Source organism: Luteimonas sp. 100069 (genome assembly GCF_003813845.1).
Classification (GTDB): domain Bacteria; phylum Pseudomonadota; class Gammaproteobacteria; order Xanthomonadales; family Xanthomonadaceae; genus Luteimonas; species Luteimonas chenhongjianii.
The window spans coordinates 20,697-44,566 of record NZ_RPFN01000010.1; the positions used below are offsets into that span (position 1 = coordinate 20,697).

Consider the following 23,870-nt stretch of genomic DNA (forward strand, 5'->3'; position numbering starts at 1 on the left):
CTGCGGCCGACGTACGCGCCGGCGCGTGCCGATCGTCGAAGGTGGGCCGGCCGGGCCGCCTGCGCGCAGCGCGACACGCCGGTACGCGACCGATCTATTCCGCGGGCGGCTTGCGGTCCGGATCCGGGCCGTCGGCCGCGTCCGCTTCCTCGTCCCCGTAGACGCCCACCCCGTGGCGGAAGCTCAGCGTGCCGCCGAGCCAGCCGGCGACGCCGACCAGGCCGGCCATCACCGCCGACGACAGCAGGCCCCAGGGCCACACTGCAGCGACCGGATCGGGCAGGCGCAGCCAGACGCCGAGCGTGGCCATCGCCAGCACCATCACCGCGACGATGAAGTGGTTCCATGCGGAAACGTGCCGGCGTACGACGCGGATCGACATCATGTCGAAGGTGCCGACGACGCCGGCCAGCAGACCGAAGCCGAGGCCGCCGACGTTGAGCCACAGCGACAGTTCCGCCCAGAACGCAGCGCCCAGCCACAGGAAGAGGACGTCGGTGACCACGACCATCGACAGGAACGCGATCGGAAAGGTCACCAGCATCGGGTGGATCGGGTGCTTGGCGATCGCCAGCACGCTTTCCACCGTGTGGCTCCTGGTGTCGGGAACGGGTTGTTTGAGGTCTCTGCGCATGGTTTCCGGGCGCCTCAGGCGCAGGTCTGGAGCATCGCCAGCGGCGATGCGGTGAACACCACGCCCAGCGCGGAGATGGCCGCGCCGAGCAGGCACAGGACCACCATGAAAAGCCGCCGGGCATGGTCGGCGCGACCGGCATCGTCGCTGGCCAGCAGCGCCCGACGGATCTGCCACGCGCGCCAGGCCTGCCAGGCGATCGCGGCAAGGATGACCGCGGTCAGTCCCCACATCGTCCAGGTCATGATCTCGAGCCCGGCCACGCGCTCACGCCCCAGCTGGCGCGCGCAGGCCAGGCCCTGCAGGCTGTAGATCGCCAGGAAATGCAGCGCCCACAGCGCATACGGCGCGCACATGCGGGTGAGCGTCATGCCGCGTGGCCGGCTCATGCCCACCTCGGGAACAGGTGCAGCACCGCCCAGGTGACCACGCCGATGCCGACGGTATAGCGCCAGAACGCCGCGGCGATCCGCGACTCGAGACGGCGCACGCCGTCCACATAGCCACAGCGGATCCGCATCGCGGTGAAGCCACCGATCAGCATCGCCACCAGAATGTGGACCGCGTGGAACCCGGCCAGGGTCCACACGACGGACGCATAGGCATGGACTTGCGGCGCGCCGACCGCCGCCCACAGCGCGGGCAGATGCAGACCCAGATACACGGCGCCGCCGACGACGGCCACCACCTGCCATGCGATCGCCGTGCGCAGCCTGCCCGCCGCCAGCGCCACGGGTCCCAGCCACGCCGCCAGCAGCGGCAGGACCAGCGGGGCCAGCGCGACCAGGGCCGGCGTCCACGCCATGACCGTCGCGCCGACTGGGGGCCACACCGGCGCGTTGAGCCAGAGGTAGAAGTAGGCGAACACCAGCGATGCGAACAGCGAGCCATCGATCAGCAGCGTGACGACCAGCGCCCACCAGCCCGGCGCGTTGCGCGCCGCGGCCTGCGTCGGCAGGCGCAGGCCGGGCGCCACCTCCAACTCCGCCGGCGCATGCCGGTCGCCCGTGGTCCAGGCCCAGTGCAGGAACAGGCCGATCAGCGGCACCAGCATCAGGATCGACAGCCAGTATTGGGAGCTGATGAAGCCGGCCAGCAGGATGGCGATCGTGAACGCCGCCAGGATCGGCAGCCAGGTCGATGTGGAGACCCGGATCACCTGTTCCGGACGCCCGGACTGGATGCCGGTGCCGAGGAGTTCGCGGCGGTTGTCGTGGGCTTCGCCGAGCAGGCCGTCGGTGCGTCGCGTGGCCGCGACCACTTCGGGGTTGTCCCACAGCGGGTAGCGGCTTTCGATCTGCGGCACCGACGCGAAGTTGTAGGTCGGCACCGGCGAGGGCACCGCCCATTCCAGGGTGCCGGCCTGCCACGGGTTCTCGACCCCGCGGCGTCCGAGCACGAAGCACAGCGCGACATCGATCAGGATCGCGACCACGCCGACCGCCATCACGAAGCTCGCCGCCGTCGACAGCAGGTTGAGCCAGTGCACGCCGAGTTCCATCGCGTAGCTGTCCACGCGCCGCGGCATCCCGACCATGCCGGTCAGGTGCATCGGCAGGAACGCGAGATTGAAGCCGATGAACACCAGCCAGAAACCGCTGCGGCTCAGCGATTCGCTGGGCATGCGCCCGCTGGCCAGCGGCAGCCAGTAATAGAGGCCGGCGAACAGCGGGAACATCAGCCCGCCGATCAGCACGTAGTGCAGATGGGCGACGACGAAGTGGGTGTCGTGCACCTGCCAGTTGAACGGCACGAATGCCAGCATCACGCCGGTCAGGCCGCCGCAGACGAACACCACGAAGAAGCCGATGATGTAGAGCATCGGCACGCGCAGCCACGGTTTGCCGGCCCAAAGCGTGGCCAGCCACGCGAAGATCTGGATGCCGGTCGGGATCGCCACCATCATGCTGGCCGCGCTGAAGAAGGCCAGCGCCAGCAACGGAATGCCGACCGCGAACATGTGGTGCACCCACAGGCCGAAGCTGAGGAAGCCGGTGGCGACCAGCGCCAGCACGATCCAGGTGTAGCCGACCATCGGTCGCCGCGCGAAGGTCGATACGACCATCGACACCACGCCGGCCGCGGGCAGGAAGATGATGTAGACCTCGGGATGGCCGAACAGCCAGAACAGGTGCTGCCACAGCAGCGGATCGCCGCCGCGCGCGACTTCGAAGAACGCGAAATCGAACGCCCGTTGGATCTCGAGCAGGATGCTGGCCAGGATCAGCGGCGGGAAGCCGAACGCGATCATGAAGGCGGTGACCAGCATCGCCCAGACGAACAGCGGCATCCGGCGCAGGTCCATCCCCGGCGCACGGGTGATCAGCACCGCGGCGATCACCTCCACCGCCGAGACCACCGCGGCGATCTCGGCGAAGGTCACGCCGATCAGCCAGAAGTCCGCGCCCTTGCCCGGGGAATAGGTCGAGTCGCTGAGCGGCGTGTACATGAACCAGCCCGTGTCGGGCACGCTGCCGAAGATGAAGCTCGAGTACAGGAACAGCCCGCCGAACAGGTAGCACCAGTAGCCGAACGACGACAGTCGCGGGAACGGCAGGTCGCGCGCGCCAATCATCTTGGGCACCAGATACATGGCGAAACCGCCCATGATCGGCACCGCGAACAGGAACATCATCGTCGTGCCATGCATGGTCACGAACTGCGCGTAGCGCTGCGGGTCGAGCACCTGCAGGCCCGGCCAGGCCAGTTGCAGGCGCATGAACATCGACAGCAGGCCGCCGACCAGCAGGAAGGCGAAGCCGGTGACGATCACGCGCATCGAGACCGTGGAATGGTTGACCGCGGTCAGCTGGCCGACCAGGCCCGGGCCATTCGCCCAGACGCGTTCGAGCCTGGCGAGGCGATCGCCATGGCGCAGATGGTCGCCGGGGGTGGGAATGGTGTGGTCGGGCGTCGCGGGGCTCACAGCACGTCCTCCGAGGCGCCGTGGCGTGGCGGCGCGCGTCCGGCCGGCGCGTGGGCCGAGGGTGGCTCGTCGTCAGGCCGTGCATCGCGTCCGGCCAGCCAGTCCGTCAGCGCGGCGGGTTCGAGCACCCGGACCGGAAAGACCATGCGCGCGTGTTCCAACCCACAGAATTCGGCGCATTGGCCGCGTATCGGTGTGGCGCGGTCGGCGCGCAGGCGCAGCACGTTGATGCGGCCGGGAATCGCGTCGACCTTGCCGCCCAGCCGCGGAATCCAGAAGCTGTGGATCACGTCGTCGCTGGTGATGCGGAACTCGATCATCTGCCCCAGCGGCATCGCCAGTTCGTCGATGCTCTCGCCGATCACCCGGTCGTTCGCGTCGCGGTAGCGGAAGTGCCATTGCCACTGGCGCGCGGTCACCTCGATCACCGCATCGGGCTCGCTGCCCACGCCGGTCACGCGCGCGCTGGTCAGCGTGCCGTAGACCAGCAGGCCGGCCACCACGACCAGCGGCAGCGCCACGCCGCCCCACAGGATCAGTCGTTCGGGCCGGCGCGGCGTGTCACCGGCTTCGCGCCGGCGCAGGGTGTACCACAGCAGCAGCATCACCCCGATCCACACCGCGGAAAACAGTCCGGTCATCAACCAACCGCCGCGGGCGATCTCGGCGGCAGCGGGACCGGCAGGATCGAGCATGGACTGCGGGCCGCCGCATGCACTGGCGGCCACCGCGAACGCGGCGGCGAACAGGGCGCTGGCGCGCCGGCGGTCTCGGATCGGCATGTCGATTGTTGCGGCCCCAATGTTCACGGACGGCGGGCGGCCGGTCGGCGAACCCGTCGGGGACGCTACCGAGGACGGCGGCCACAGTATGTGAATGCGTCGCGATGACGTCGGCCTCGCAACAGGCTCAAGGCGACGTCGGCCCTCGGCCATCGGCAGTCGCAGAAGCTGAGACGACGGCGCCGGAGAGTAGGCGCGTGAACCTGACCGACAAGCTCGCGATCCTCGCCGACGCCGCCAAGTACGATGCCTCCTGCGCGTCGAGTGGCGCGAACAGGCGCGACTCGTCGAAGACCGGTGGCATCGGCAGTACCGAAGGCATGGGCATCTGCCATTCCTACACGCCAGACGGCCGGTGCGTATCGCTGCTGAAGATCCTGCTGACGAATTTCTGCGTTTTCGACTGCGCGTATTGCGTCAACCGCGTGTCGAGCAACGTCCGGCGTGCGCGGTTCACGCCCGACGAGGTCGTGACGCTGACGCTGGATTTCTACAAGCGCAACTACATCGAAGGCCTGTTCCTCTCCAGCGGCATCATCCGCAGCGGCGACTACACCATGGAGCAGATGGTCGAAGTCGCTCGCAGCCTGCGCGAGAACCATCGCTTCGCGGGCTACATCCACCTCAAGACCATTCCCGATGCCGCGCCGGAACTGCTGGCGGCCGCGGGCCGGTATGCCGACCGCCTCAGCATCAACATCGAGCTGCCTACCGAAGCCGGGATGACGGCGCTGGCGCCGGAGAAGACCCATGCCGGCATCCACAGTGCGATGGGCGAACTCAAATGGCGCATCGACGAGGACAAGGACGCGCGCAGGGTCAAGCGCCAGACCGCAGGCGTGCGCCGGGCGAAGGCGCCGCGCTTTGCGCCGGCCGGACAGAGCACGCAGATGATCGTCGGCGCCGACGACGCCAATGATCGCAGCATCCTCGAATCGAGCAGCCGCATGTACGGCACCTACCGGATGCGCCGCGTCTACTACTCGGCCTTCAGCCCGATTCCGGATGCCTCCAGCACCCTGCCGCTCCAGGCGCCGCCGCTGCTGCGCGAGCACCGCCTCTACCAGGCCGACTGGCTGCTGCGCTTCTACGGCTTCGACGTCGACGAGATCACGCCGGAGGCCGGCGCGCAGGACGTTGCTGCGGTCACGCCCGGCATGCTCGATCTCGATGTTGATCCCAAGCTCGCGTGGGCATTGCGCAATCCTGCGCGCTTTCCTGTCGACATCAACCGCGCGCCGCGGGAAATGCTGCTCCGCGTGCCGGGCCTGGGCACGCGCAACGTGGAGCGCATCATCTCGGCGCGTCCGCACGGTGCGCTGCGGCTCGACGACCTCGCACGCCTGCGCATCCCCCTGAAGAAGATCATGCCGTTCGTGATCACGCCGGGGCACCATCCGCGCCAGCGCCTCGACGATCCCGCCCGCCTGCGCAGCGAACTTGCTCCGCAGCCGCGGCAGGCAAGCCTGTTCTGATCCGCGATGGCCGGTGAGTCCACGAGCACCGGTCATGATGCGGGGCATTGCCGCATCACGGCCACGGTCGCGCCGCCCTGGGACGCCGCCGCCTGGCGCAGCGCTGCGCGTGCGGCCGTGTGCGCGGACCTGCCGCCGGACCGGCTGGACTGGAGCGGTGGCGCGCAAGGCGCATTGCTTGGCGGCGCCGATCTCGTCACGTTTCCCGCGAACCGCGAGCCGCCGCGCGTCCCCGCGGAATTCCTCGCCCTCGCCGGTGCCGTGCTGTGTCACCGCGCCGGGGACCGCCATGGCCTGCTGTACCGCATGCTCTGGCGCATCGCGCTAGGGGAACGTGCCCTGCTGCTGCGCGCATCCGATCCCGATGTGCACCGCGCCCGCACACTGGCACAGGCGGTACGCCGCGACAGCCACAAGATGAAGGCCTTCGTCCGCTTCCGCGCGGCGCCGGGCGACGACGAGCACTACATCGCCTGGTTCGAACCGGATCACCACATCGTCGATCGCGTCGCGCCGTTCTTCGCGCGCCGCTTCGCCGGCATGCGCTGGGCGATCGTCACGCCCGACCGCACCGCGATCTGGGACGGCTCGGCGCTCGCCTTCGCCGGCGGCGGCACCCGCGCCGATGCGCCGGCCGAGGACGCACGCGAAGACCTGTGGCGTACCTACTACGCCAACATCTTCAATCCGGCGCGGCTCAACACCACGATGATGCGCAGCGAGATGCCGCAGAAGTACTGGGGGCATCTGCCCGAAACCGCACTGCTGCCGGCTCTGGTGCGTGATGCCGGTCGGCGTGTGCGCGAGATGGCGGAGCGCGAACACGTGGCCCCGAGACGCCGCATCCCGGTTGCGCCGGGGCCCGCACCCGCCGAGCCCGGCAGCCTGGACGCGCTGCGGGAATCCGCGCGCGACTGCCGGGGTTGTTCCTTGTGGCAGCCGGCGACGCAGACCGTATTCGGCGAAGGTCCGACCGATGCGCGCACGATGATCGTCGGCGAGCAGCCGGGCGACGAGGAGGATCTCTCAGGACGCCCGTTCGTGGGGCCGGCCGGGCGGCTGTTCTCGCGCGCGCTCGACGAGCTCGGCATCGACCGCAGGGGTCTGTATCTGACCAACGCGGTGAAGCATTTCCGCTTCGAGCCGCGCGGCAAGCGGCGCCTGCACAAGCGACCGGACGTCGCGCATATCGAAGCGTGCAATGGCTGGCTGCGCGCGGAGATCGCGCAGGTGAAACCCGAGCGCATCGTCTGCCTGGGCGCCAGTGCCGCGCGGGCGGTTTTCGGACCCGGCGTGCGCCTGAGTGAGGCGCGCGGCGCCTGGCGCACGCGCGATGACGGCGTACGCGCCTTCGCTACCGTGCATCCCGCCTGGGTGCTGCGCCAGGGCGACCTGCAAGCCCAGGCGCTGGCCTACGCGGGATTCGTCGAAGACCTGCGCCTGCTGCTGGCCACCTGAACCGTCGTCGGTCGCTTGCGCGGCATCCCGCCGCTGTTCACCTGCACGTCGCGGCAACGCCAGAACACTCGCCAATCCCCAAAGCAGGAGAAGTGCGATGACGCAGATGACCCCGCTCCGTGGCCTGGTGCTGGCCCTGTCGCTGGCGACCGGGGCTGCTGCCGCCCAGGACGCGATGACCGCGACGCAGGTGCGCGCCGCGTTGACCGAGGGCGGCTATACCGAGATCGAAGACGTCGAGTTCGAGGAGGGCGTGTGGAAGGCCGACGCCAAGGACGCGACCGGCAACAAGATCGACGTGCGCCTGGATCCGGCCACCGGCCGCATCTATCCGGAAACCGCCGGCGCCAGCAATCTGGGCGAAGCCGACATCCGCGCCAAGCTCACCGCTGCCGGGTACACCCGGATCAAGGATGTCGAGTTCGATGACGGTCTGTGGAAAGCCGAGGCCGATAACGCGGAAGGGCAGCGCATGGACCTGAAGCTCGATCCGCAGGACGGACGCATCATCAGCCAGTCGCGCGACTGATCCGCGCTGCGCGGACCCCAACGCCCGGCCTCGTGTCGGGCGTTTCCATGTCCGGGCGCCCGCGAGCAATCAGTCGCCGGTGCGATCCGGGATCGGCACGTCCAGCGGCATCTCGTCGCGCACGCAGTTGGCGGCGTCCTTGGGCGCATCGGAATGGGTGTCGAGGCACCGCGCGGCGATCATCGCCCAACGCGAGACCGCATCCTCGCGCGCCGAAAGCGCACCGGTCGCGACCATCCAGCGTGCGATCTCGACCATGCGGGCGCGCGCTTCCAGCGAGGCGGTGGCGTCGAGCGAGGCCGCGCTGACGATGAAGGCGTGCGCGAACGCCGCGGTCGTGCGCTCGGCCGACACCTCGTCCGGTGCGAGGCCGGCCGGGTCGTCGAGCAATGCCTGCAGGCGGATGGCCTCCTGCGCCTTGAGATCGCCGGCCGAGCCGATGCTCATGCGCAGCAGCACCGTCGCCGACAGCGCGCCGATGAAGATACCGGTCAGCAGCACGAAGATCGCGCCGATCAGCAGCGGGCCGCGCGGCCGGCGCGCGGGTTCATGGTCGGGGTGGGTCACGCATGTACTCCGTCGCCGCCGGATGCGGCGGCGCCATAGGCTAGCGCAGCACGAGCCCGGTGCCGCAGCCGCGGGTGCGACCGATCAGCGCAGCCAAATGGCGGGCTCGCGGCTTGGGCGCCGTCGCGGCGGCTGGAGGGGGCATTGAGCTCGGCCGCAAGCGTCGGATAGGCACTGGCCTCGGCGCAGGTGATGCACCCGTAGCCATCGGTATCCAGCGCCGAGACGTCGGCGCGGTAGCGCGAACCGTCGACCGGGCGCGGCTCGCGCGAGCGGACGATGATCTGGCGGCCGTCCTCGTCCTGCGTGGTCACCATCCCGAGCTGCCGCCCCCGGCTGTCGCGAAAGCTCCGGGGAGCGCTCTGCTGCAGGGCGTGAGGTGCTGATCCGGGCGGCGGCCCGCAACCGCAGCCATGCACGTGGGAGGAGCGCGCGAAGCGTACTGGACTGCCCCGGCTTGAACGAAGCGACAAGATCGCAAGCGTGGCCCGCGCGGGGGCGGTGAGCAGGCCAGTGCGGCTCAGCGGCGGCGCATGCGCAGGGCGATGGTCTGGCCCGCCAGCAGCGCCCCGATGCCGAGCGCCACCCACGCCGAGGTCACCGCGCCCGGCAGCGGCCATTCGGTCTGCTTCATCCAGACCGCGAACAGCCCCCACAGGGCGATCGCAAGATAGGCGACGTTTCCGCGCATGCGCTGGTTGAGGACCAGAAGGACCACCGCCGAGATCGCCCACAGCACGAGGCTCCAGCCGAGCATGCGGCTGGTCGACAGCAGCTCGTAGGCGACGATGGTCTGAGCGAGATTGAGGAAGGCCGCGAGCGACAGCCAGCCGGCATGGATCGACAGCGCCAGCCAGGCCAGCCGGTGCGAGGCGGCATTGCCACCACGCGAGAGCTGCACCGCGCACCAGGCCAGCGCGGCGAGCGCGCCGAAGATCACCACCACGCAGACCCCGAACAGCCCAGCGGAAAACAGCGGCATCCAGATCGCGGTCAGGAAAAAGCCCAATGCCGCGACCGGGGCAATCCGGCCCAGCAGCGGATCGTTGCGCCGGGTCCCTGTGGCCTGCCAGCCGGCATAGAGCAGATCGAGCAGGAAGATCAGCCCCCACACCGAGAACGCATAGCCGGCGGCAACCATCAGGGTCGGGTATCGGTCGGAGATGGTGCCCTGATCCGGACCGAAGGCGCCGGTCTGCGACAGCCAGGCGATGACCGGCATCGCGATCGAACAGAGAAGGACCAACAGGCGCATGACGAAGATTCCGACGTTACAAACCCGCGCATGCTCGCAGCGCCGGCGTGAGGGCATCGTGGCGGGTGCGCGCGGGCAGGACAGTCTTGACCTCTCACCCGGGAGAAGGGGTTTGGCAACCGAAGATTTCGCCGGGCATAGCCCGGCGTCGACGCCAGGCGCGGATGGCGTCGCACGGCAAGCGCCTGCGGCGTCGCAGCGGCGTGGCAGGGATCGGTTCGCGATGCCTGCCTGCGCCGTGCGCGCGCCATCCCACCCCTGGCATCTGCGCCGCAGGCCTCCTCCACGCCCCGCTTGAGCGGGAGCATGGGGAGACCCAGGGGTTCGGCGATCTACATGCCGCTATGCCGCAGCAACGCCGCGATGTCCGGATCGCGGCCGCGGAAGGCGCGGAAGTTCTCGATCGCATCCCGGCTGCCGCCGCGCGAGAGGACCTCTTTGCGGAAACGCGCACCGGTGTCGGCCAACCGCTCCGGCGCTTCCTCGAACGCCGCATAGGCGTCGGCGCTCAGCACCTCGGCCCACTTGTAGCTGTAGTACCCGGCGGCATAACCGCCGGCGAAGATGTGCGAGAACTGGTGCGGAAAGCGGTGCCAGGCCGGGGTGCGATTGACCGCGACCTCGTCGCGCACACGCTCGAGCAGCGATAGCACGTCGTCCTGCATCGGGTCGAAACCCGCGTGCAGCAGCATGTCGAACAGCGCGAACTCGACCTGGCGCAGCGTCTGCAGGCCGCTCTGGAAATTGCGCGCGGCGAGCATGCGGTCGAACAGGTCCCGCGGCAGCGGCTCGCCGGTGTCGACATGGGCGGTCATCGCCTGCACGCGGTCCCATTCCCAGCAGAAGTTCTCCATGAACTGGCTCGGAAGTTCCACCGCGTCCCATTCCACGCCATTGATGCCGGCGATCGGCAATGCATCGACGCGCGTCAGCAGCTGGTGCAGGCCATGGCCCATCTCGTGGAACAGGGTGATGACTTCGCCATGGCTCAGGGTCGCGGGGCGACCGTCGCCGCCGCGGCCGAAGTTGCAGACCAGGTATACCAGCGGCGTCTGCATGCCCTCGGCAGTGGCACGGCGGTTGCGGCAGTCGTCCATCCACGCGCCGCCGCGCTTGCCTTCGCGCGCATAGAGATCGAGATAGAACTGCCCGACGAGTGCGCCGTCGCGGTCGACGAGACGGTAGAAGCGCGCGTCCTCGTGCCAGACCGGCGCCTGGTCGGGTTGCACGCGCAGTCCGTACAGCGACTCGATGACCTCGAACAGGCCCGCGAGAACGCGATCCACGGTGAAATAGCGCTTCACCTCCTGCGCGGAATAGGCATATCGCGATTGCCGCAGGCGGTCACTGGCGAATGCGATGTCCCAGGGTTCGAGGGTGGCGAGCCCAAGCGCTTCGCGGGCGAAGGTTTCGAGTTCGTCGCGGTCGCGCTGCGCGTGCGGGCGGGCACGCGCGGCCAGATCGCGCAGGAAGGTCAGCACCGCGTCGGGCACGGCGGCCATCTTGGTCGTCAGCGACAATTCCGCGTAATTCGCATGCCCGAGCAGCCGTGCCTGCTCGGCGCGCAGCGCGAGAATGCGAGTGATCAGGGGCCCGTTGTCGAGCGCCGCGGGACCGGATTCCGACGCGCGCAGTCCGTACGCGCGATAGAGACGCTCACGCAGCGCGCGGTTGGTCGCATAGGTCTGCACCGGCAGATAACAGGGCATCTGCAGCGTGAGCTTCCAGCCGCTGCGGCCGTCGCGCTGGGCCGCGGCGCGGGCCGCGGCCAGCACGTCGTCCGGCAGGCCATCGAGTTCGGCAGCGTCCTCGACATACAGCGCGAACGCATCGGTGGCATCGAGCACGTGCTCGGAGAACTCCGATGACAGCTTCGCCAGCGCCTGCTGGATCTCGGAGAACCGGGCGCGCTCTGCATCGTCAAGCGCGGCGCCACCCAGCCGGAAATCGCGCAAGCCATGGGCGACCACCCGCCGCTGTAGCGCATCCAGTCCCAGCGCATCCGCCTGGTCGGCAAGTGCCCGGTACTGCGCATACAGCGCCTGATCCTGGCCAAGCCGGCTGTAGAAACGGGTCACTTCGGGCAAGGCCGCGTTATACGCCTCACGCAGCGCCGGCGTGTTGACCACCGCATTGAGATGGCCGACCTGGTTCCAGGCCCGGCCCAGGCGCTCGGTCGCGTCCTCGAGCGGGGTCACGATGCTGTCCCAGCCGACCGGCGCGTGTCCGGCCAGGGCCAGCGCGGTCTCGGCTTCGGTGACCAGGGCGTCGATCGCCGGCTGTACGTGTTCGGGCTGGATCTCGTCGAAGCGGGGCAGGCCGGAAAAGTCGAGCAGCGGATTGTCGTGGTTCAAGGGAACTCCGGGTATTGCAAGGGGAAACGCCATTCGGGAACAGCACATGGACCGTCACATGATCGCCGGCCAGCGCTTCCATGAAGTGGTGGCGGGACGCGCCCACTCAATGGCTGAGAGCGTCATGGCAGACCTGCCACGGGAGGAGCAAGCCTGGCATGCGCCGGTACCCGTGGCTGCTGACCGATGCGGCCGATCAGGCGTTTTTCGCCGCGCCTGCGCCACCGCGCAAGATGAACAAGGTCTTCGCGGGGCGGGCGGCGCCAGCCGGGCCATGGCGCGGCGGAGGTGCGCACGGACATGGAGAAATTTCGTGGGTGAAGACCGGTCACGTTAGAAAGCCCGGCGCGCAGGCGATGTGAGAGACGCATGTCACAAAAGCAGCGCTCGCTCGCGCTATTGTCTGGGTTCCTTCGTCGTCCTGACGCATCCGCAGATGCATTCGATCGAAGTCGTCCTGGTGATGTTGCTGGCCGTCGTGGTCAGCGGCTACCTCACCCGCGTGCTGCCGCTACCGCTGCCGCTGGTGCAGATCGCGCTGGGCGCGACGATCGCCGGCGCCTTTGGACAGGGCGTGACCCTGGATCCGCATGTGTTCTTCGTGCTGTTCCTGCCGCCGCTGCTGTTCCTCGATGGCTGGCGCATTCCCAAGGACGGCCTGTTCCGCGACAGGGGCCTGGTACTGCAGCTCGCGCTGGGGCTGGTGGTGTTCACCGTTGTCGGCATCGGGCTGCTGATCCACTGGATGATTCCGGCAATGCCATTGGGGGTGGCGTTCGCCCTCGCCGCCATCCTGTCGCCCACCGATCCGGTCGCGGTCTCCTCAATCGCCGCGCGCAGCCCGATACCCCGCCGGGTCATGCACATCCTAGAGGGCGAATCGCTGCTCAATGATGCGACGGGCCTGGTGTGCTTCCGCTTCGCGATCGCGGCCGCGCTGACCGGCAGCTTCTCACTGGTGTCGGCATCGCTGACCTTCCTGTGGTTGGCGATCGGCGGCATCGCGGTCGGTGTGGCTGTGACCTTCGGCATCAATCTCGGTCACGCGATGGTGTCGCGGCTCTTCGGCGAGGCGGCCGGCACCCCGATCCTGATCAGTCTGCTGACGCCGTTCGGTGCCTATCTGCTGGCCGAGCAGATCGGGGCATCGGGCATCCTGGCGGCGGTCGCCGCCGGCATCACCATGAGTTATGTCGAACTCAGTGGCCGCGCGCTGGCGACCACCCGCGTGCAGCGGACCGCAGTCTGGGACACGGTGCAGTTCTCGCTCAATGGCATCATCTTCGTACTGCTGGGCGAGCAGCTGCCATGGATCGTCCAGCGTGCGATGCGCTCGGTACTCGAGGCCGGACATGTACAGGCCTGGTGGCTGGTGGTCTACGTGGTCGCGATCTATGGCGGCCTGTTCGCGCTGCGCTTCGGCTGGGTGTGGACATCGCTGCGCTTCGGCCTTTACCGGGGAGGACCTGAGGCGCAACGCCCGAGCCGGCGGCTGGTTGCCGCGATGTCCTTGGCCGGCGTCCGGGGCGCGCTGACGCTTGCCGGCGTGCTGACCCTGCCGTTGCTGCTCGCCGATGGCAGTCCCTTCCCGACCCGGGATCTCGCGATCTTCCTCGCCGCCGCGGTGATCATCCTGTCACTGCTGCTCGGCAGCTTCGTCCTGCCGCGCCTGCTACGCGGCCTCGAAGTGCCCGAAGCCGGCGAAGAGGAACGCGCCGTGGACCACGCCAGGCACGAGGCCGCAGTCGCCGCAGTCGCCGCGGTCGAACGCGCACAACATGACCTCCCCGAGGCCCGCAACCATCCTGACCTCTACGCGAGCGCCGCGCTGCGGGTGATGTCGTTGTACGAGGACCGCCTGCGCCGTGATCCGGTCAAGGGTATCGATGCGGATGCATTGCGTCGCGCGGATGACGCCGAGCGCGCGCTGCGCCTCGCGGGCGTGCACGCCGAGCGTGCGCGCATCTACGAACTCGCACGCAACCGCGAAATCTCCGATGCCATCGCCCGCAAGCTGGTGCGCGAGCTGGACCTGATGGAAGCGCGTAACCGCTGAGTGGGCCCCCTCCGTGGACGGAAGGCGGGACGAACCTGCCCCTGGCCGGACGCCGCGGGCGAGTGCCCGCCGGGAACACGCGCCATTCGCAGCGAGGCAACTGCTCCAATCAGCTCCGCTCCCCGACTGTCGCGTCGCTACACGCTGTCCCCGCGTCGCCCTGGCGAGGCGACGTATATTTCCGGTCGATCCCGTGCGAACGAAAGCCTCAGCCCGGCTGCCAGTCGAAGGTCAGGGTTTCCTCGCGGGCGAAGCGCTGCAGGTGGTTCTCGATGACCTGCTGGTAGCGCTCGATGCTGTCGGCATCGGGCTGGGTCAGCACGATGCGCAGCGTGTCGCCCTCGACGAAGAAGTCGGCGCCGTTGTCCTCTCCCTGGAACGGGATGAAGGCGTGGCTGTCCTCGTCGTCACGGGTGATTTCGAACTTGTGCCGCCAGTGATTGCACAGGGTGCGCAGCAGGCGGGGAGCGTCGTTGGACGCCGTGGTCGCGGTGGTGGTGATCGACATCGTGGACTCCATCGGGCGGCGCCGTCGCCGCGGCCGCGAGCATAGGCGGGCATGCCGGTGCCGTGAACCCCCGCCGGCCAGGACACTGTTGCAGCGGCCCGCGCAGGGCGGATGCCGCACACTGGGCGGCCCACTGTCGCTACAAGGTCACCCATGGATGCTTCCGCCATGCCGCGCGCGTTTCCCTGGCCGGTGGTGCTGTTCGATCTGGACGGCACCCTGGTCGACAGCGCGTCCGATATCGCGGCCGCGGTCAACCGGCTGCTGACTGAGCTCGGACACCACGCCGTCGACGAAGCCACGGTACGCAGCTGGATCGGCGACGGCGCGCGTGAGCTGGTTACCCAGGCGCTTCGCCACGCCGGCGATACCCGTGACGTCGGGGCGGTGATGCCGCGTTTCATGGTCCATTACGGCGATTGCCTGCTGCTCGATCCGCGGCTGTATCCGGGCGTGGAGACGACGCTGGAGGCGCTGCGCACTGCCGGCGTGCGCATGGCGGTGTGCACCAACAAGCCGGCGCAGTACGTGTCGCCGCTGCTCGAGGCGCTGGGTATCGATGGCTTCTTCGACGCGGTGCTCGGCGCCGGTGTGCTGCCCGAGCGCAAGCCGCATCCGTTGCCGCTGCTGCATCTGGCCAGGGAATTCGGCGTCGACATCGGCCGGTGCCTGATGGTCGGCGATTCCGCCACCGATGCCGGCGCGGCGATCGCTGCCGGGGCGCCGCTGGTACTGGTGGCCTATGGCTACCGCCGCGATTTCGACCTCTATGGCTGCGGCGCGCTCGCGGTGATCGATCGCTTCGACCAGCTGCTCGACCTGCGCTGAGGGCCCGGGCCGCGTGTCTTTGGGCGCGCGGCGGCGCTCTGCACCGTCGCGTTCTCCCCGCAGGCACGTGGCCAGGGACCTTCAGTCGCCGAGCCGCGCCCGTACTTCGGCGGCGACCCGTGCGGTTTCGCGCAGCGGCACCACATCGAACGCGGGCAGGGCACCCTCGAAGCGGCGCACGCGGCGGTCCGCGATCATGCTGTCGACGAACTGCTGCGGTGCGCCGTCGAGCGGCCCCGGCGCGAACACGAACACCGGCGCGCGCGTGGCGCAGGCTTCCGACAGCATGTTCACCGAGTCCGCCGAACAGACGATGCGATCGGCCCAGGCGAGCATGCCCGCATAGGGATTCTCGCCGTCGCGTGCCTCGGCCCAGACGCAGGCCGCGCGGCCTGCATAACGCGCGCGCAGCGCCGCGCGCACGGCCGGCGATGTGCGCCGGGAACCGGTCAGCAGCAGGCTGCCGCCGTCATGCGCAACGCATGCGTCGAGACGGTCGGCGAGCGCAGCGAACGCGGCGACATCGAAGCGTCCGTGCCGCGAATCACCGCCGAGCAGCACCGCGATTCGCGGGCCGGGCAGGGCACCGAACTGCGGATACGCCGCGCGCGCGCGCGCCAGCCACGCGTCGTCGACCGGATGCAGGCTGCCGCGCGCGACCAGCACGTTCTCGCCGCGCAGCATGTCGTGTTCGGGCACGACCACGAGATCCCAGTGGCGCGGCGGCATGCGGGGGTCGAGGATCTGCACCGTGCGCGCGCCACGCGCGCCGGCGAGCCGGGTTGCCAGCGCAGCCTGGCGGCCGCAGCCGATCACCAGCGCCGGCGGCGTCGACAGCCGCGCCGCGAACTCGTGACCGAACGCCAGCCGCGCGCCCGGCAGCTGGTGGGGCGAGGCCCAGCGCCACGGAGCGCGGGGCGTGAGCTGCAGCTCTTCGGCCCGGGGCGACAGCCAGTGAGCCAGCGCGCCGGCCTGGCGGGCGTTGCCGGCACGGCCGTCGCTGACTGCCCAGACATGTCCCGGATCCCGGTCGCTGGCGGAGGCGCGTTCCACGTATGTGATCATCCGTTCTGCGCCGACCACGCGGCGCGTCGCCGCAGGACTCTACACTGCGGCCCTGTTCCTGCCCCGTTCCTATCGAGATGCCGATGACCGACACACTGCCCGATGCCGCGCTCGACCAGCTGTTCCGTACCGCACGCACCTACAACGGCTTCAGCGGCGAGATCAGCGACGAGACCCTGCACCAGCTCTACGAGCTGCTGAAGTTCGCGCCGACCTCGGCCAATGCGTCGCCCGCGCGCTTCGTGTTCGTGAAGTCGGCCGAGGGCAAGGCCAAGCTGGGTGCGGCGCTGTCGGAAGGCAACTACGACAAGACGATGTCCGCGCCGGTGACCGTGATCGTCGCCCACGACGAGGACTTCCACGAAAAGCTGCCGTTCCTGTTTCCCCATACCGACGCGAAGAGCTGGTTCGACGGTCCGCGCGAGAACCGCGAAGTGCCCGCGTTCCGCAACGGCACGCTGCAGGGCGCCTACCTGATCATGGCCGCGCGCGCGCTCGGTCTCGACACCGGTCCGATGTCGGGCTTCGACAATGCCAAGGTGGATGAAGCCTTCTTCGCCGGCACGTCGATCAAGTCCAATTTCCTGGTCAATCTGGGCAAGGGCGATCCCGCGACGATCTTCCCGCGCTCGCCCCGCCTGCCGTTCGACGAAGCCGCACGCATCGTCTGACCGCCCGTTCTTCCGCTGCGCCTTCCGGCGCGGTGTCATCGCCGCCCACGTGATCGAGGATTCCGTCATGCGTACCGCCTACCTGCTGCTCCCGCTCGCCGCCGCCATCGCTCTTGCCGCCTGCGCCCAGCAGGACCCGGCGTCGACGGACGTCGCCGCGCCCGCATCCGCCCAGACCGCCCAGACCGCTTCGCCGTCCGAGGCCATGGCCGAAACCGAGCCGACCGCCGAAGCCATCGCCGGTGTCTCGGGCACCTACGTGCTCGATCCCAAGCACACCGACGTGATCGCGCAGTGGAGCCACTTCGGCTTCTCCAACCCGATCGCGCACTTCGGCGACGTGTCCGGCCAGATCGTCTACGACGCCGACAACGTCGGCGCGTCGTCGGTCGAGGTCACGCTGCCGCTCTCGGGCTTGAATTCGCACGTCGGTGACTTCGACGACCACCTGCGCAGCGCCGACTTCTTCGACGCCGCCAAGTACCCCAACGCCACGTTCAAGAGCACCTCGGTCGAGAGCGCCGGTCCCAACAAGCTCAAGGTCACCGGTGACCTGACGATCAAGGACATCACCCGGCCGGTGGTGCTCGACGTCACGATCAACAAGTTCGGCGAGCAGCCGATGGCCAAGCGACCCGCCGCCGGCTTCGATGCGGTCACGCAGATCAAGCGCAGCGATTTCGGCATGGGCATGGCCGCGCCCAACGTCAGCGACGAGGTCGAGCTGCGCATCACCACCGAGGCCGTCGCCGCCGGCGATGCGCCCGCAGCAACCGCCGCGCAGTAAAATCCGCGGTCAGGACGCCGGTGCAGGGGTTTCCCTGCGCCGGCGTTTCCGTTTTCGCGTTCCGGATTCCGCCGTCATGAAAGTCCATCGTCCCGCCGATCAGCGTGGCCGCACCACGTACGGCGACCGCACGCGCCTGTGTACCTTCTCCAGCGGCGATTACCACGACGCCGACTGGATGGGCTGGGGCGCGCTGCGCCAGCTCAATGAGGAATTCCTGCCGCCGGGCGCTATCGTCCCCTCGCAGCGCGTGGCGAACATGGAGCTGCTGACACTGGTGCTCGACGGCGAGCTGCTGCGCGATGACCTGGCGCTGGGCGCGGGCGCGTTGGCCTGGATCGGCGCCGGGCATGCCAGCGACACGCCGGTGGAGACGGCCGGCGCGGATGGTGCCCGCGTGCTGCGCATCGCGCTGCAGCCCGAGCGCGTCAACCTGCCGCCCGCGGCAGCGATCCGCGATCCGGATCCCGGCGCGCCCGTCGATGCCTGGACATTGCTGGCGGGTGGCGACGCAGCGCCGGACAGCCTGCCGCTGCGCCTGCAGGCCCGGCTGCGGCACGCGCGCCTGTCCCCGGGTGCGCGCCTGGAACTCTCGCTCGTGCCCTCGCATCGCTACTGGCTGCAGTTGTTGCAGGGCGCGGCCACGGTCGATGGCCTGGCCTTGAGTGCCGGCGACGGCGTCGCGTGGGCGAACGAGAGCGCCGCAGATGCGATCGTCGCGGGTGTCGATGGCGCCTCGCTCCTGCTGTTCACGCTGCCACGCTGAGGCCGTCTCCATGACGGCGCGCTAGAATGGCCGCCTCCACTCGATGAATGTCGCCGCCATGACCGCAGCCCCCGTCCAGCCGACGCAAGCCAACGCCGCCAACCGTTACGAAGTGCGCCGCGCCGACCTGCCGCTGAGCTGCCCGCTGCCGTCCATGGCGCTGTGGAACTCGCATCCGCGCGTGTACCTGCCGATCGAAGCGGAGAACGGCGAGTCCGTCTGCCCTTACTGCGGCGCGCATTTCGTCCTCGTCGACTGACGCCTCGCGCTGCGGTCGCATGCGTCGTCCGCTGACCGTGGTCCAGCTGCTGCCGGCGCTGTCGTCGGGCGGCGTCGAGCGTTCCACCATCGAGATCGCGCAGGCGCTGGTCGACGCCGGCCATCGCGCCATCGTCGTCTCCGCCGGCGGGCGGCTGGTGCCGGCGCTCGAGGCGACCGGCGCAAGCCACGTCACGCTCGACATCGGTGCCAAATCGTTGCGCGTGCTGCGCCATGTGCGCGCCCTGCGCCGGCTGTTCGCGGAAACCGGCGCCGACATCGTCCACGCACGCTCGCGCCTGCCGGCATGGATCGGCTGGTGGGCGCTGCGTGGCATGCCCGCGGGGCGCCGCCCCCGTTTCGTCACCACGATGCACGGCCTGAACTCGCCGTCGCGCTACAGCGCGATCATGGCCCGCGGCGAGCGGGTGATCTGCGTATCGGAAACCGTGCGCGACTACCTGCTGCGGCACTATCCGGGCACACCGCGCGACCGCCTGCGGGTGATCCCGCGCGGCATCGATCCGACGAAGTTTCCGGCAGCGCCGCGTCCCGACGCCGTCGCTCGGGCCGAGGTCGCATCGCGCTGGCCCGCGCTCGGTGGCGACGGCCCGCTGCTGCTGCTTCCCGGGCGCGGCACGCGGCTCAAGGGCCACCACGACGCGATCGCGCTGCTCGCGGACCTGCGCGGCAGCGGCCTCGACGCCCGCCTGTGGATGCCCGGTGCACGCGAGGCGGGTCGCGAGGCCTACCTCGCCGAACTCACGTGCGCGGCCGAGGCCGCCGGCTGCAGCGACGCACTGGCGATGACCGAACCCACCGACGCGATCGCCCGCGCCTACGCCGCCAGCGATCTGGTACTGCAGCTTTCGCGCAAACCCGAGGCCTTCGGCCGCACCGTGCTCGAAGCTTTGTCCTGCGCACGTCCGGTGGTGGGCTGGGCGCATGGCGGCGTCGGTGAACTGCTCGCGCAGCTGCAGCCCCAGGGCGCGGTGCCCCCGTTCGACCTGGCCGCGTTGGCGCAGACCGCGCGCGCGCTGGTCACGCGACCGCCGCGAGCCGTTACGATGCCCGACACGCTGCGTGCGATGCAGGAGGCGACCCTCGCGGTCTATGACGAGTTCGACGACAACTGATTCCGTGCGCGATCCGCGCGCACCGCGCACCGCAGGCTGGCGTTGGGCGCCGCACTGGGTCCTGGCCTTCGTGATCCTGTGGCCCGCGCCCGGTTATGCCGAAGGCGTGATGGTGCTGGGCGCGCTGGCAGCGCTCATCCACCTGGTCGCGGCGCGTTTCCGTGGCGGGGCCGCCCTGCTCAGCGCGCCTGCGTGGGCGCTGACCAGCGTGCTGTTCTTCGCCTACTGGCTGCCGCAGCTGATCTCGGCGGTGGATTCGGTCGATGTCGGACGTGCGTTGCGCGAAGCCGTGGTGGATCTGCGCTATCTGCCGTTCCTGTGGCTGGTGGCGTCCGCTGTGACCACGCCGCGCGGCCGCCGGATCACGCTCGGTGGCCTGGCCGCGATCGTCGCGGTGTGGACGATCGACGGACTGTGCGAAGTGGTGTTCGGGACCAGCCCCTTGTTCTTCGGCATCGACCAGCTCAAGCAGCTGATCAGCAACCGCCCCATGTGCAGCGTCGAGCAGCTCGCCGCCGCCGACCGTCTCGGCGGTGTGCTCGGCCCCTGCAATCTCAAGCTCGGCATCGTCCTCGCCAGCCTGTCGCCGTTCGCGCTGTACTGGGTCGGGCGTCGCTTTGGCGCGACCGGCTGGCTGGTCTCCAGCGCGGCGATCGGCATCGTGATCCTGTTCGCCGGCTCGCGGGCCTCGTGGCTGACCTATGCGCTGGTGCTGCTGTTCTCGGGCTGGCGCCTGCTGGGGTGGCGCCGGTTGCTGGCGGTCTTCGCGGCCGGGCTGGTCCTGGCTGCAATCGGGGCCACCGTTTCGCCACAGGTCCGCGACCGTATCGAACGCACCGCGGCGGGGCTGTCGGCCGACGAGTCCGGTGTCGACGCCGCGCTGTCGGGCCGTGCCCGCATCTGGGACGCGGCGGTCTGCATGATCCGCGAGAACCCGATCAACGGCGTCGGCGCGCGCGGCTTCCGCGAGGCGTTCCCGGGCTGCGATCCCGATGCCGGACAAATCGCTGCCTGGGGCGATGGCCCTGCGTTCCATGCGCACCAGATCGTGCTGGAAATCGGCAGCGAGACCGGCCTCGTCGGCCTGTTGCTGTGGCTGGCCGGCGCGGCGATGGCCTGGCGCGCGTGGCGGTTCGCGCCGCCGATCGCCCGCGAACGCGCGCGCCCGGCCATGCTGGCGCTCGCGGTCACGGTGTTCCCCTTCAACACCCATCTCGCGTTCTATTCGACGTTCTGGGGTGGCTTCACCCTGCTCCTGTCCGCCCTGTACGCGGGAACCCTGCTCGCACGCGTGGAGCCGTCGCAGCCCGGCGAAGGCAAGGCGCCGCACTGAGCGCCTCGCGCAGCGCACGACGAATCGACCACCCATCCGCTTTCGGGCCTGGATGGTGAAGCAATTAGTCCGCGCGCAGGACGGACAGCCGCAGGGCTTTCCAAGCCCTGTCGGCCATGCTGCGCTAGCTTGCCTTCAGGTGAGGGGCCCCGGCGGTCCGACCCCTCCGTGGACCCTGCCTAGTAGGGCGGTGCCTGGCCGTCGGGCTGGCGCTTGAAGCGCCGGTGGATCCACAGGTACTGGTCGGGAGCGGCCCGGGCCATGGCTTCGATGGCGGCCATCACGGTGGCGGTGTCGGCGGTCGCATCGGTTGTCGGATAGGGGTCAGGCGCGGGGGTCAGGCTCAGGGTGTAGCCGCCATCGGCGCGGCGCACGTGGCGGAAGAACACGACCGCAGCGCCGGACATGCGTGCCAGCTGGTGGGTCGAGGTCAGGCTGTGCGCGGGCCGCCCGAAGAACGGCACGTACACCGCGTCGCCGCCGCTGGGGTCCTGGTCGGGCGCGTACCACAGCAGGCCGCCGCGCTTGAGATGGCGCACCACCCCACGGACGTCGCGTTTGGGGAACATCGCCGCGGCATAGCGCGCGCGACCGCGCCGCACCGCCCATTCCATCGCGGCTTCCGAATGCGGGCGATACATGCCCGCCAGCGGAACGTAATCGCACATCAGGCGGCCGCAGACCTCGAGCGTGGTGAAGTGCCCGGAGACCACGATCACGCCGCGCCCGGCCGCGCGAGCGGCCTCGATGTGCTCGACGCCTTCCACGACGAGCCCGCGCCGCAGCGGCGCGATCGAGCCCCACCACGCGCGCGCGAACTCGAACAGGCCGATGCCCAGCGCCTGGAAGTGCCCCCGCAGCAGGGCATCGCGCGCAGGCGCGTCGAGCTCGGGAAAACACAGCGCCAGATTCCGCGCGGCCACCCGGCGGCGGGCCGGCAGCGTCACACGCAGCACATTGCCCAGGCCGCGACCGAGCACACGCTGCAAGGGCCAGGGAATCCGCGCCGCCAGCGCCATCAGGCCGATTCCAGCCCAGGCAGGCCAGTGGCGGGGTCCGAGCGGTGGTCGGGGCGGGGGCGTCGTCGACATCGCGCCATTGTAGGAGGTGGTGCGATGCGGGCATCCGTTATCCTGTGCGGATGCGGGCCGACATCACCGAACGACTGCTGCGCGGCCTCTATTCGGCGCTGCTCGTCGTGCTTGCGCCGGTCACGGTGTATCACCTGATCTGGCGCGGCTTCCGTCAGTCGGCCTATCTGCTGCGCTGGGACGAGCGGTATGGCATCTACCGCGCGCCGGCGGAGACGACGCCGGTGTGGGTGCATGCGGTGTCGGTCGGCGAGGTCAATGCCGCCGCGCCGCTGATCAACGCCCTGCTGGCGCGCGACCCCGCACGGCGTCTTCTGGTCACGACGATCACTCCGACCGGCTCGGAGCGGGTACGCGCCCTGTGGGGCCAACGCGTCGAACACGTCTACCTGCCCTACGACCTGTCGGGTGCGGTGCGGCGGTTCCTGCGGCATTTCCGGCCGCAGATCGGCCTGATCGTCGAAACCGAGCTGTGGCCGAACCTGCTGTTCTGCTGCCGCGATGCAGGGGTGCCGACGATGATCGTCAATGCCCGGCTCTCGGCGCGCTCGTTGCGCGGCTACCGCGTCCTGCGGCCGCTGGTGGGGCGCGCGCTGCGCACGGTCAAGCGGGTGGCGACGCAATCGGCCGACGACGGCAAGCGGTTCGTGAAGCTCGGCGCCCGCCGCGAGACGGTCGTCGACACCGGCAACCTGAAATTCGACATCACCCCGGACGAGGCGAAGATCACGGCGCTGCGCGACGAGTTTCGCAGGCATGCCGGCGTGCGGCCGGTCTGGATCGCGGCCAGCACGCATCCCGACGAGGAGGCCGCCGTCGTCGACATCCACCGCCAGCTGCGCGCGCGATGGCCGGACCTGCTGCTGATCTGGGCGCCGCGCCACCCCGAGCGCTTCCGCGGGGCGATGCAGCTCGCGGTCGAGGCCGGCTGGCGGGTGGCCACGCGCGCGCTGACCACCTGGCCCGATTCCGGCGACAACGTGTTCGTGCTCGATACCCTGGGCGAGCTTGGTCTGTTCTTCGCCTGCGCCGATGTCGCCTTCGTCGGCGGCAGCCTGCAGGACATCGGCGGCCACAACCTGCTCGAGCCGGCTGCGGTCGGTACGCCGGTCGTCACCGGCCCGCATCTGCAGAACTTCACCGACATCGCCCGCCAGCTCGAGCGCGCCGGCGCGCTGCGGATCGGTGCCGACGCCGACGCCGTGCGCGCCCACATCGCCGCGCTGCTCGAAGATCCCCAGGCGCGGCGGGCAATGGGGGAGGCGGGCCGTGCCCTCGTCGTCAGCGGCCGCGGCACGCTTGCCCGCACCCTGGCGCTGATCGAGCCCGACCTGCCGGCGCCGGACACGAAAACGGCGCGGACCCTGCGATCCGCGCCGTCGTCACTTTGA

Annotated in this window: 23 protein-coding genes; 12 read left to right on the plus strand and 11 right to left on the minus strand. The window is 69.7% G+C overall.

Features of this window, described 5'->3' with window-relative positions; translation table 11 throughout:
• Window positions 1-94 precede the first annotated feature (94 nt).
• The 4 genes from EGK76_RS14980 to EGK76_RS14995 are packed head-to-tail and all read right to left on the minus strand — an operon-like array spanning window position 95 to window position 4,342.
• The gene (locus EGK76_RS14980; protein ID WP_123833156.1) at window positions 95-634 is read right to left on the minus strand and encodes a DUF2231 domain-containing protein; all 540 of its coding nucleotides are present in this window, start codon (window positions 632-634) and stop codon (window positions 95-97) included.
• Between the two features lie 14 nt (window positions 635-648).
• Window positions 649-1,023: a hypothetical protein gene (locus EGK76_RS14985; protein ID WP_123833157.1), complete on the minus strand. Its 375-nt coding sequence runs from the start codon at window positions 1,021-1,023 to the stop codon at window positions 649-651.
• Window positions 1,020-3,560 carry a cytochrome c oxidase subunit I gene (ctaD, locus tag EGK76_RS14990; RefSeq protein WP_123833158.1) on the minus strand — a complete coding sequence of 847 codons (2,541 nt, stop codon included), beginning with the start codon at window positions 3,558-3,560 and terminating at the stop codon, window positions 1,020-1,022. Before ctaD ends, EGK76_RS14985 begins: the two co-directional genes overlap by 4 nt.
• The gene (locus tag EGK76_RS14995; protein WP_123833159.1) at window positions 3,557-4,342 is read right to left on the minus strand and encodes a cytochrome c oxidase subunit II; all 786 of its coding nucleotides are present in this window, start codon (window positions 4,340-4,342) and stop codon (window positions 3,557-3,559) included. The genes ctaD and EGK76_RS14995 overlap by 4 nt, the downstream gene beginning before the upstream one ends.
• 197 nt (window positions 4,343-4,539) lie before the next feature.
• On the opposite strand from EGK76_RS14995, the gene EGK76_RS15000 reads away from it, so the two are divergent.
• The 3 genes from EGK76_RS15000 to EGK76_RS15010 all read left to right on the plus strand — a co-directional run bounded on the left by EGK76_RS15000 (window position 4,540) and on the right by EGK76_RS15010 (window position 7,804).
• Window positions 4,540-5,817 carry a putative DNA modification/repair radical SAM protein gene (locus EGK76_RS15000; protein ID WP_123833160.1) on the plus strand — a complete coding sequence of 426 codons (1,278 nt, stop codon included), beginning with the start codon at window positions 4,540-4,542 and terminating at the stop codon, window positions 5,815-5,817.
• Window positions 5,818-5,823: 6 nt separating this feature from the next.
• Window positions 5,824-7,275 carry a UdgX family uracil-DNA binding protein gene (locus tag EGK76_RS15005; protein ID WP_123833161.1) on the plus strand — a complete coding sequence of 484 codons (1,452 nt, stop codon included), beginning with the start codon at window positions 5,824-5,826 and terminating at the stop codon, window positions 7,273-7,275.
• Window positions 7,276-7,372: 97 nt separating this feature from the next.
• A complete protein-coding gene (locus tag EGK76_RS15010; protein ID WP_233580333.1) occupies window positions 7,373-7,804 on the plus strand; it encodes a PepSY domain-containing protein in 432 nt (143 codons plus the stop codon).
• Window positions 7,805-7,873: 69 nt separating this feature from the next.
• Here EGK76_RS15010 and EGK76_RS15015 read toward each other — a convergent pair whose 3' ends face one another.
• The 4 genes from EGK76_RS15015 to EGK76_RS15030 form a co-directional block, all read right to left on the minus strand.
• On the minus strand, window positions 7,874-8,371 hold the full coding sequence (locus tag EGK76_RS15015; RefSeq protein ID WP_096296587.1) for a hypothetical protein: 498 nt from the start codon (window positions 8,369-8,371) through the stop codon (window positions 7,874-7,876).
• Window positions 8,368-8,688 (minus strand): hypothetical protein, encoded by a 321-nt coding sequence (locus EGK76_RS15020; RefSeq protein WP_096296586.1) that lies wholly within the window; start codon window positions 8,686-8,688, stop codon window positions 8,368-8,370. Before EGK76_RS15020 ends, EGK76_RS15015 begins: the two co-directional genes overlap by 4 nt.
• 203 nt (window positions 8,689-8,891) lie before the next feature.
• Window positions 8,892-9,626: a hypothetical protein gene (locus EGK76_RS15025; RefSeq protein ID WP_096296585.1), complete on the minus strand. Its 735-nt coding sequence runs from the start codon at window positions 9,624-9,626 to the stop codon at window positions 8,892-8,894.
• A gap of 332 nt (window positions 9,627-9,958) precedes the next feature.
• The gene (locus EGK76_RS15030) at window positions 9,959-12,013 is read right to left on the minus strand and encodes a M3 family metallopeptidase (RefSeq protein ID WP_123833162.1); all 2,055 of its coding nucleotides are present in this window, start codon (window positions 12,011-12,013) and stop codon (window positions 9,959-9,961) included.
• Between the two features lie 403 nt (window positions 12,014-12,416).
• Here EGK76_RS15030 and EGK76_RS15035 point away from each other — a divergent pair, with 403 nt between their 5' ends.
• A complete protein-coding gene (locus tag EGK76_RS15035) occupies window positions 12,417-14,036 on the plus strand; it encodes a Na+/H+ antiporter (RefSeq protein ID WP_096296583.1) in 1,620 nt (539 codons plus the stop codon).
• A gap of 208 nt (window positions 14,037-14,244) precedes the next feature.
• Here the strand turns inward: EGK76_RS15035 and EGK76_RS15040 are convergent, their stop codons facing one another.
• On the minus strand, window positions 14,245-14,544 hold the full coding sequence (locus tag EGK76_RS15040) for a DUF2218 domain-containing protein (protein ID WP_157745173.1): 300 nt from the start codon (window positions 14,542-14,544) through the stop codon (window positions 14,245-14,247).
• 153 nt (window positions 14,545-14,697) lie between these two features.
• On the opposite strand from EGK76_RS15040, the gene gph reads away from it, so the two are divergent.
• Complete coding sequence (gene gph, locus EGK76_RS15045) at window positions 14,698-15,372, plus strand: phosphoglycolate phosphatase (protein WP_233580334.1); 675 nt, start codon at window positions 14,698-14,700, stop codon at window positions 15,370-15,372.
• Between the two features lie 81 nt (window positions 15,373-15,453).
• Here gph and EGK76_RS15050 read toward each other — a convergent pair whose 3' ends face one another.
• The gene (locus EGK76_RS15050; RefSeq protein WP_123833163.1) at window positions 15,454-16,437 is read right to left on the minus strand and encodes a mitochondrial fission ELM1 family protein; all 984 of its coding nucleotides are present in this window, start codon (window positions 16,435-16,437) and stop codon (window positions 15,454-15,456) included.
• A gap of 83 nt (window positions 16,438-16,520) precedes the next feature.
• On the opposite strand from EGK76_RS15050, the gene EGK76_RS15055 reads away from it, so the two are divergent.
• The 6 genes from EGK76_RS15055 to EGK76_RS15080 all read left to right on the plus strand — a co-directional run bounded on the left by EGK76_RS15055 (window position 16,521) and on the right by EGK76_RS15080 (window position 21,388).
• Window positions 16,521-17,108 (plus strand): malonic semialdehyde reductase, encoded by a 588-nt coding sequence (locus EGK76_RS15055; RefSeq protein ID WP_123833164.1) that lies wholly within the window; start codon window positions 16,521-16,523, stop codon window positions 17,106-17,108.
• A 67-nt stretch (window positions 17,109-17,175) separates the two neighbouring features.
• On the plus strand, window positions 17,176-17,895 hold the full coding sequence (locus EGK76_RS15060; protein WP_123833165.1) for a YceI family protein: 720 nt from the start codon (window positions 17,176-17,178) through the stop codon (window positions 17,893-17,895).
• A 76-nt stretch (window positions 17,896-17,971) separates the two neighbouring features.
• The gene (locus tag EGK76_RS15065) at window positions 17,972-18,661 is read left to right on the plus strand and encodes a hypothetical protein (RefSeq protein ID WP_123833166.1); all 690 of its coding nucleotides are present in this window, start codon (window positions 17,972-17,974) and stop codon (window positions 18,659-18,661) included.
• A gap of 58 nt (window positions 18,662-18,719) precedes the next feature.
• Window positions 18,720-18,920: a zinc-finger domain-containing protein gene (locus EGK76_RS15070; protein ID WP_123833167.1), complete on the plus strand. Its 201-nt coding sequence runs from the start codon at window positions 18,720-18,722 to the stop codon at window positions 18,918-18,920.
• A 19-nt stretch (window positions 18,921-18,939) separates the two neighbouring features.
• Window positions 18,940-20,055, plus strand: coding sequence for a glycosyltransferase family 4 protein (locus EGK76_RS15075; RefSeq protein ID WP_123833168.1), 1,116 nt, complete (start codon window positions 18,940-18,942; stop codon window positions 20,053-20,055).
• Complete coding sequence (locus tag EGK76_RS15080) at window positions 20,033-21,388, plus strand: O-antigen ligase (RefSeq protein ID WP_123833169.1); 1,356 nt, start codon at window positions 20,033-20,035, stop codon at window positions 21,386-21,388. Before EGK76_RS15075 ends, EGK76_RS15080 begins: the two co-directional genes overlap by 23 nt.
• Window positions 21,389-21,567: 179 nt before the next feature.
• Here the strand turns inward: EGK76_RS15080 and lpxL are convergent, their stop codons facing one another.
• The gene (lpxL, locus tag EGK76_RS15085) at window positions 21,568-22,479 is read right to left on the minus strand and encodes an LpxL/LpxP family Kdo(2)-lipid IV(A) lauroyl/palmitoleoyl acyltransferase (RefSeq protein WP_123833170.1); all 912 of its coding nucleotides are present in this window, start codon (window positions 22,477-22,479) and stop codon (window positions 21,568-21,570) included.
• A 50-nt stretch (window positions 22,480-22,529) separates the two neighbouring features.
• Here lpxL and waaA point away from each other — a divergent pair, with 50 nt between their 5' ends.
• Complete coding sequence (gene waaA / locus EGK76_RS15090) at window positions 22,530-23,870, plus strand: lipid IV(A) 3-deoxy-D-manno-octulosonic acid transferase (RefSeq protein WP_123833171.1); 1,341 nt, start codon at window positions 22,530-22,532, stop codon at window positions 23,868-23,870.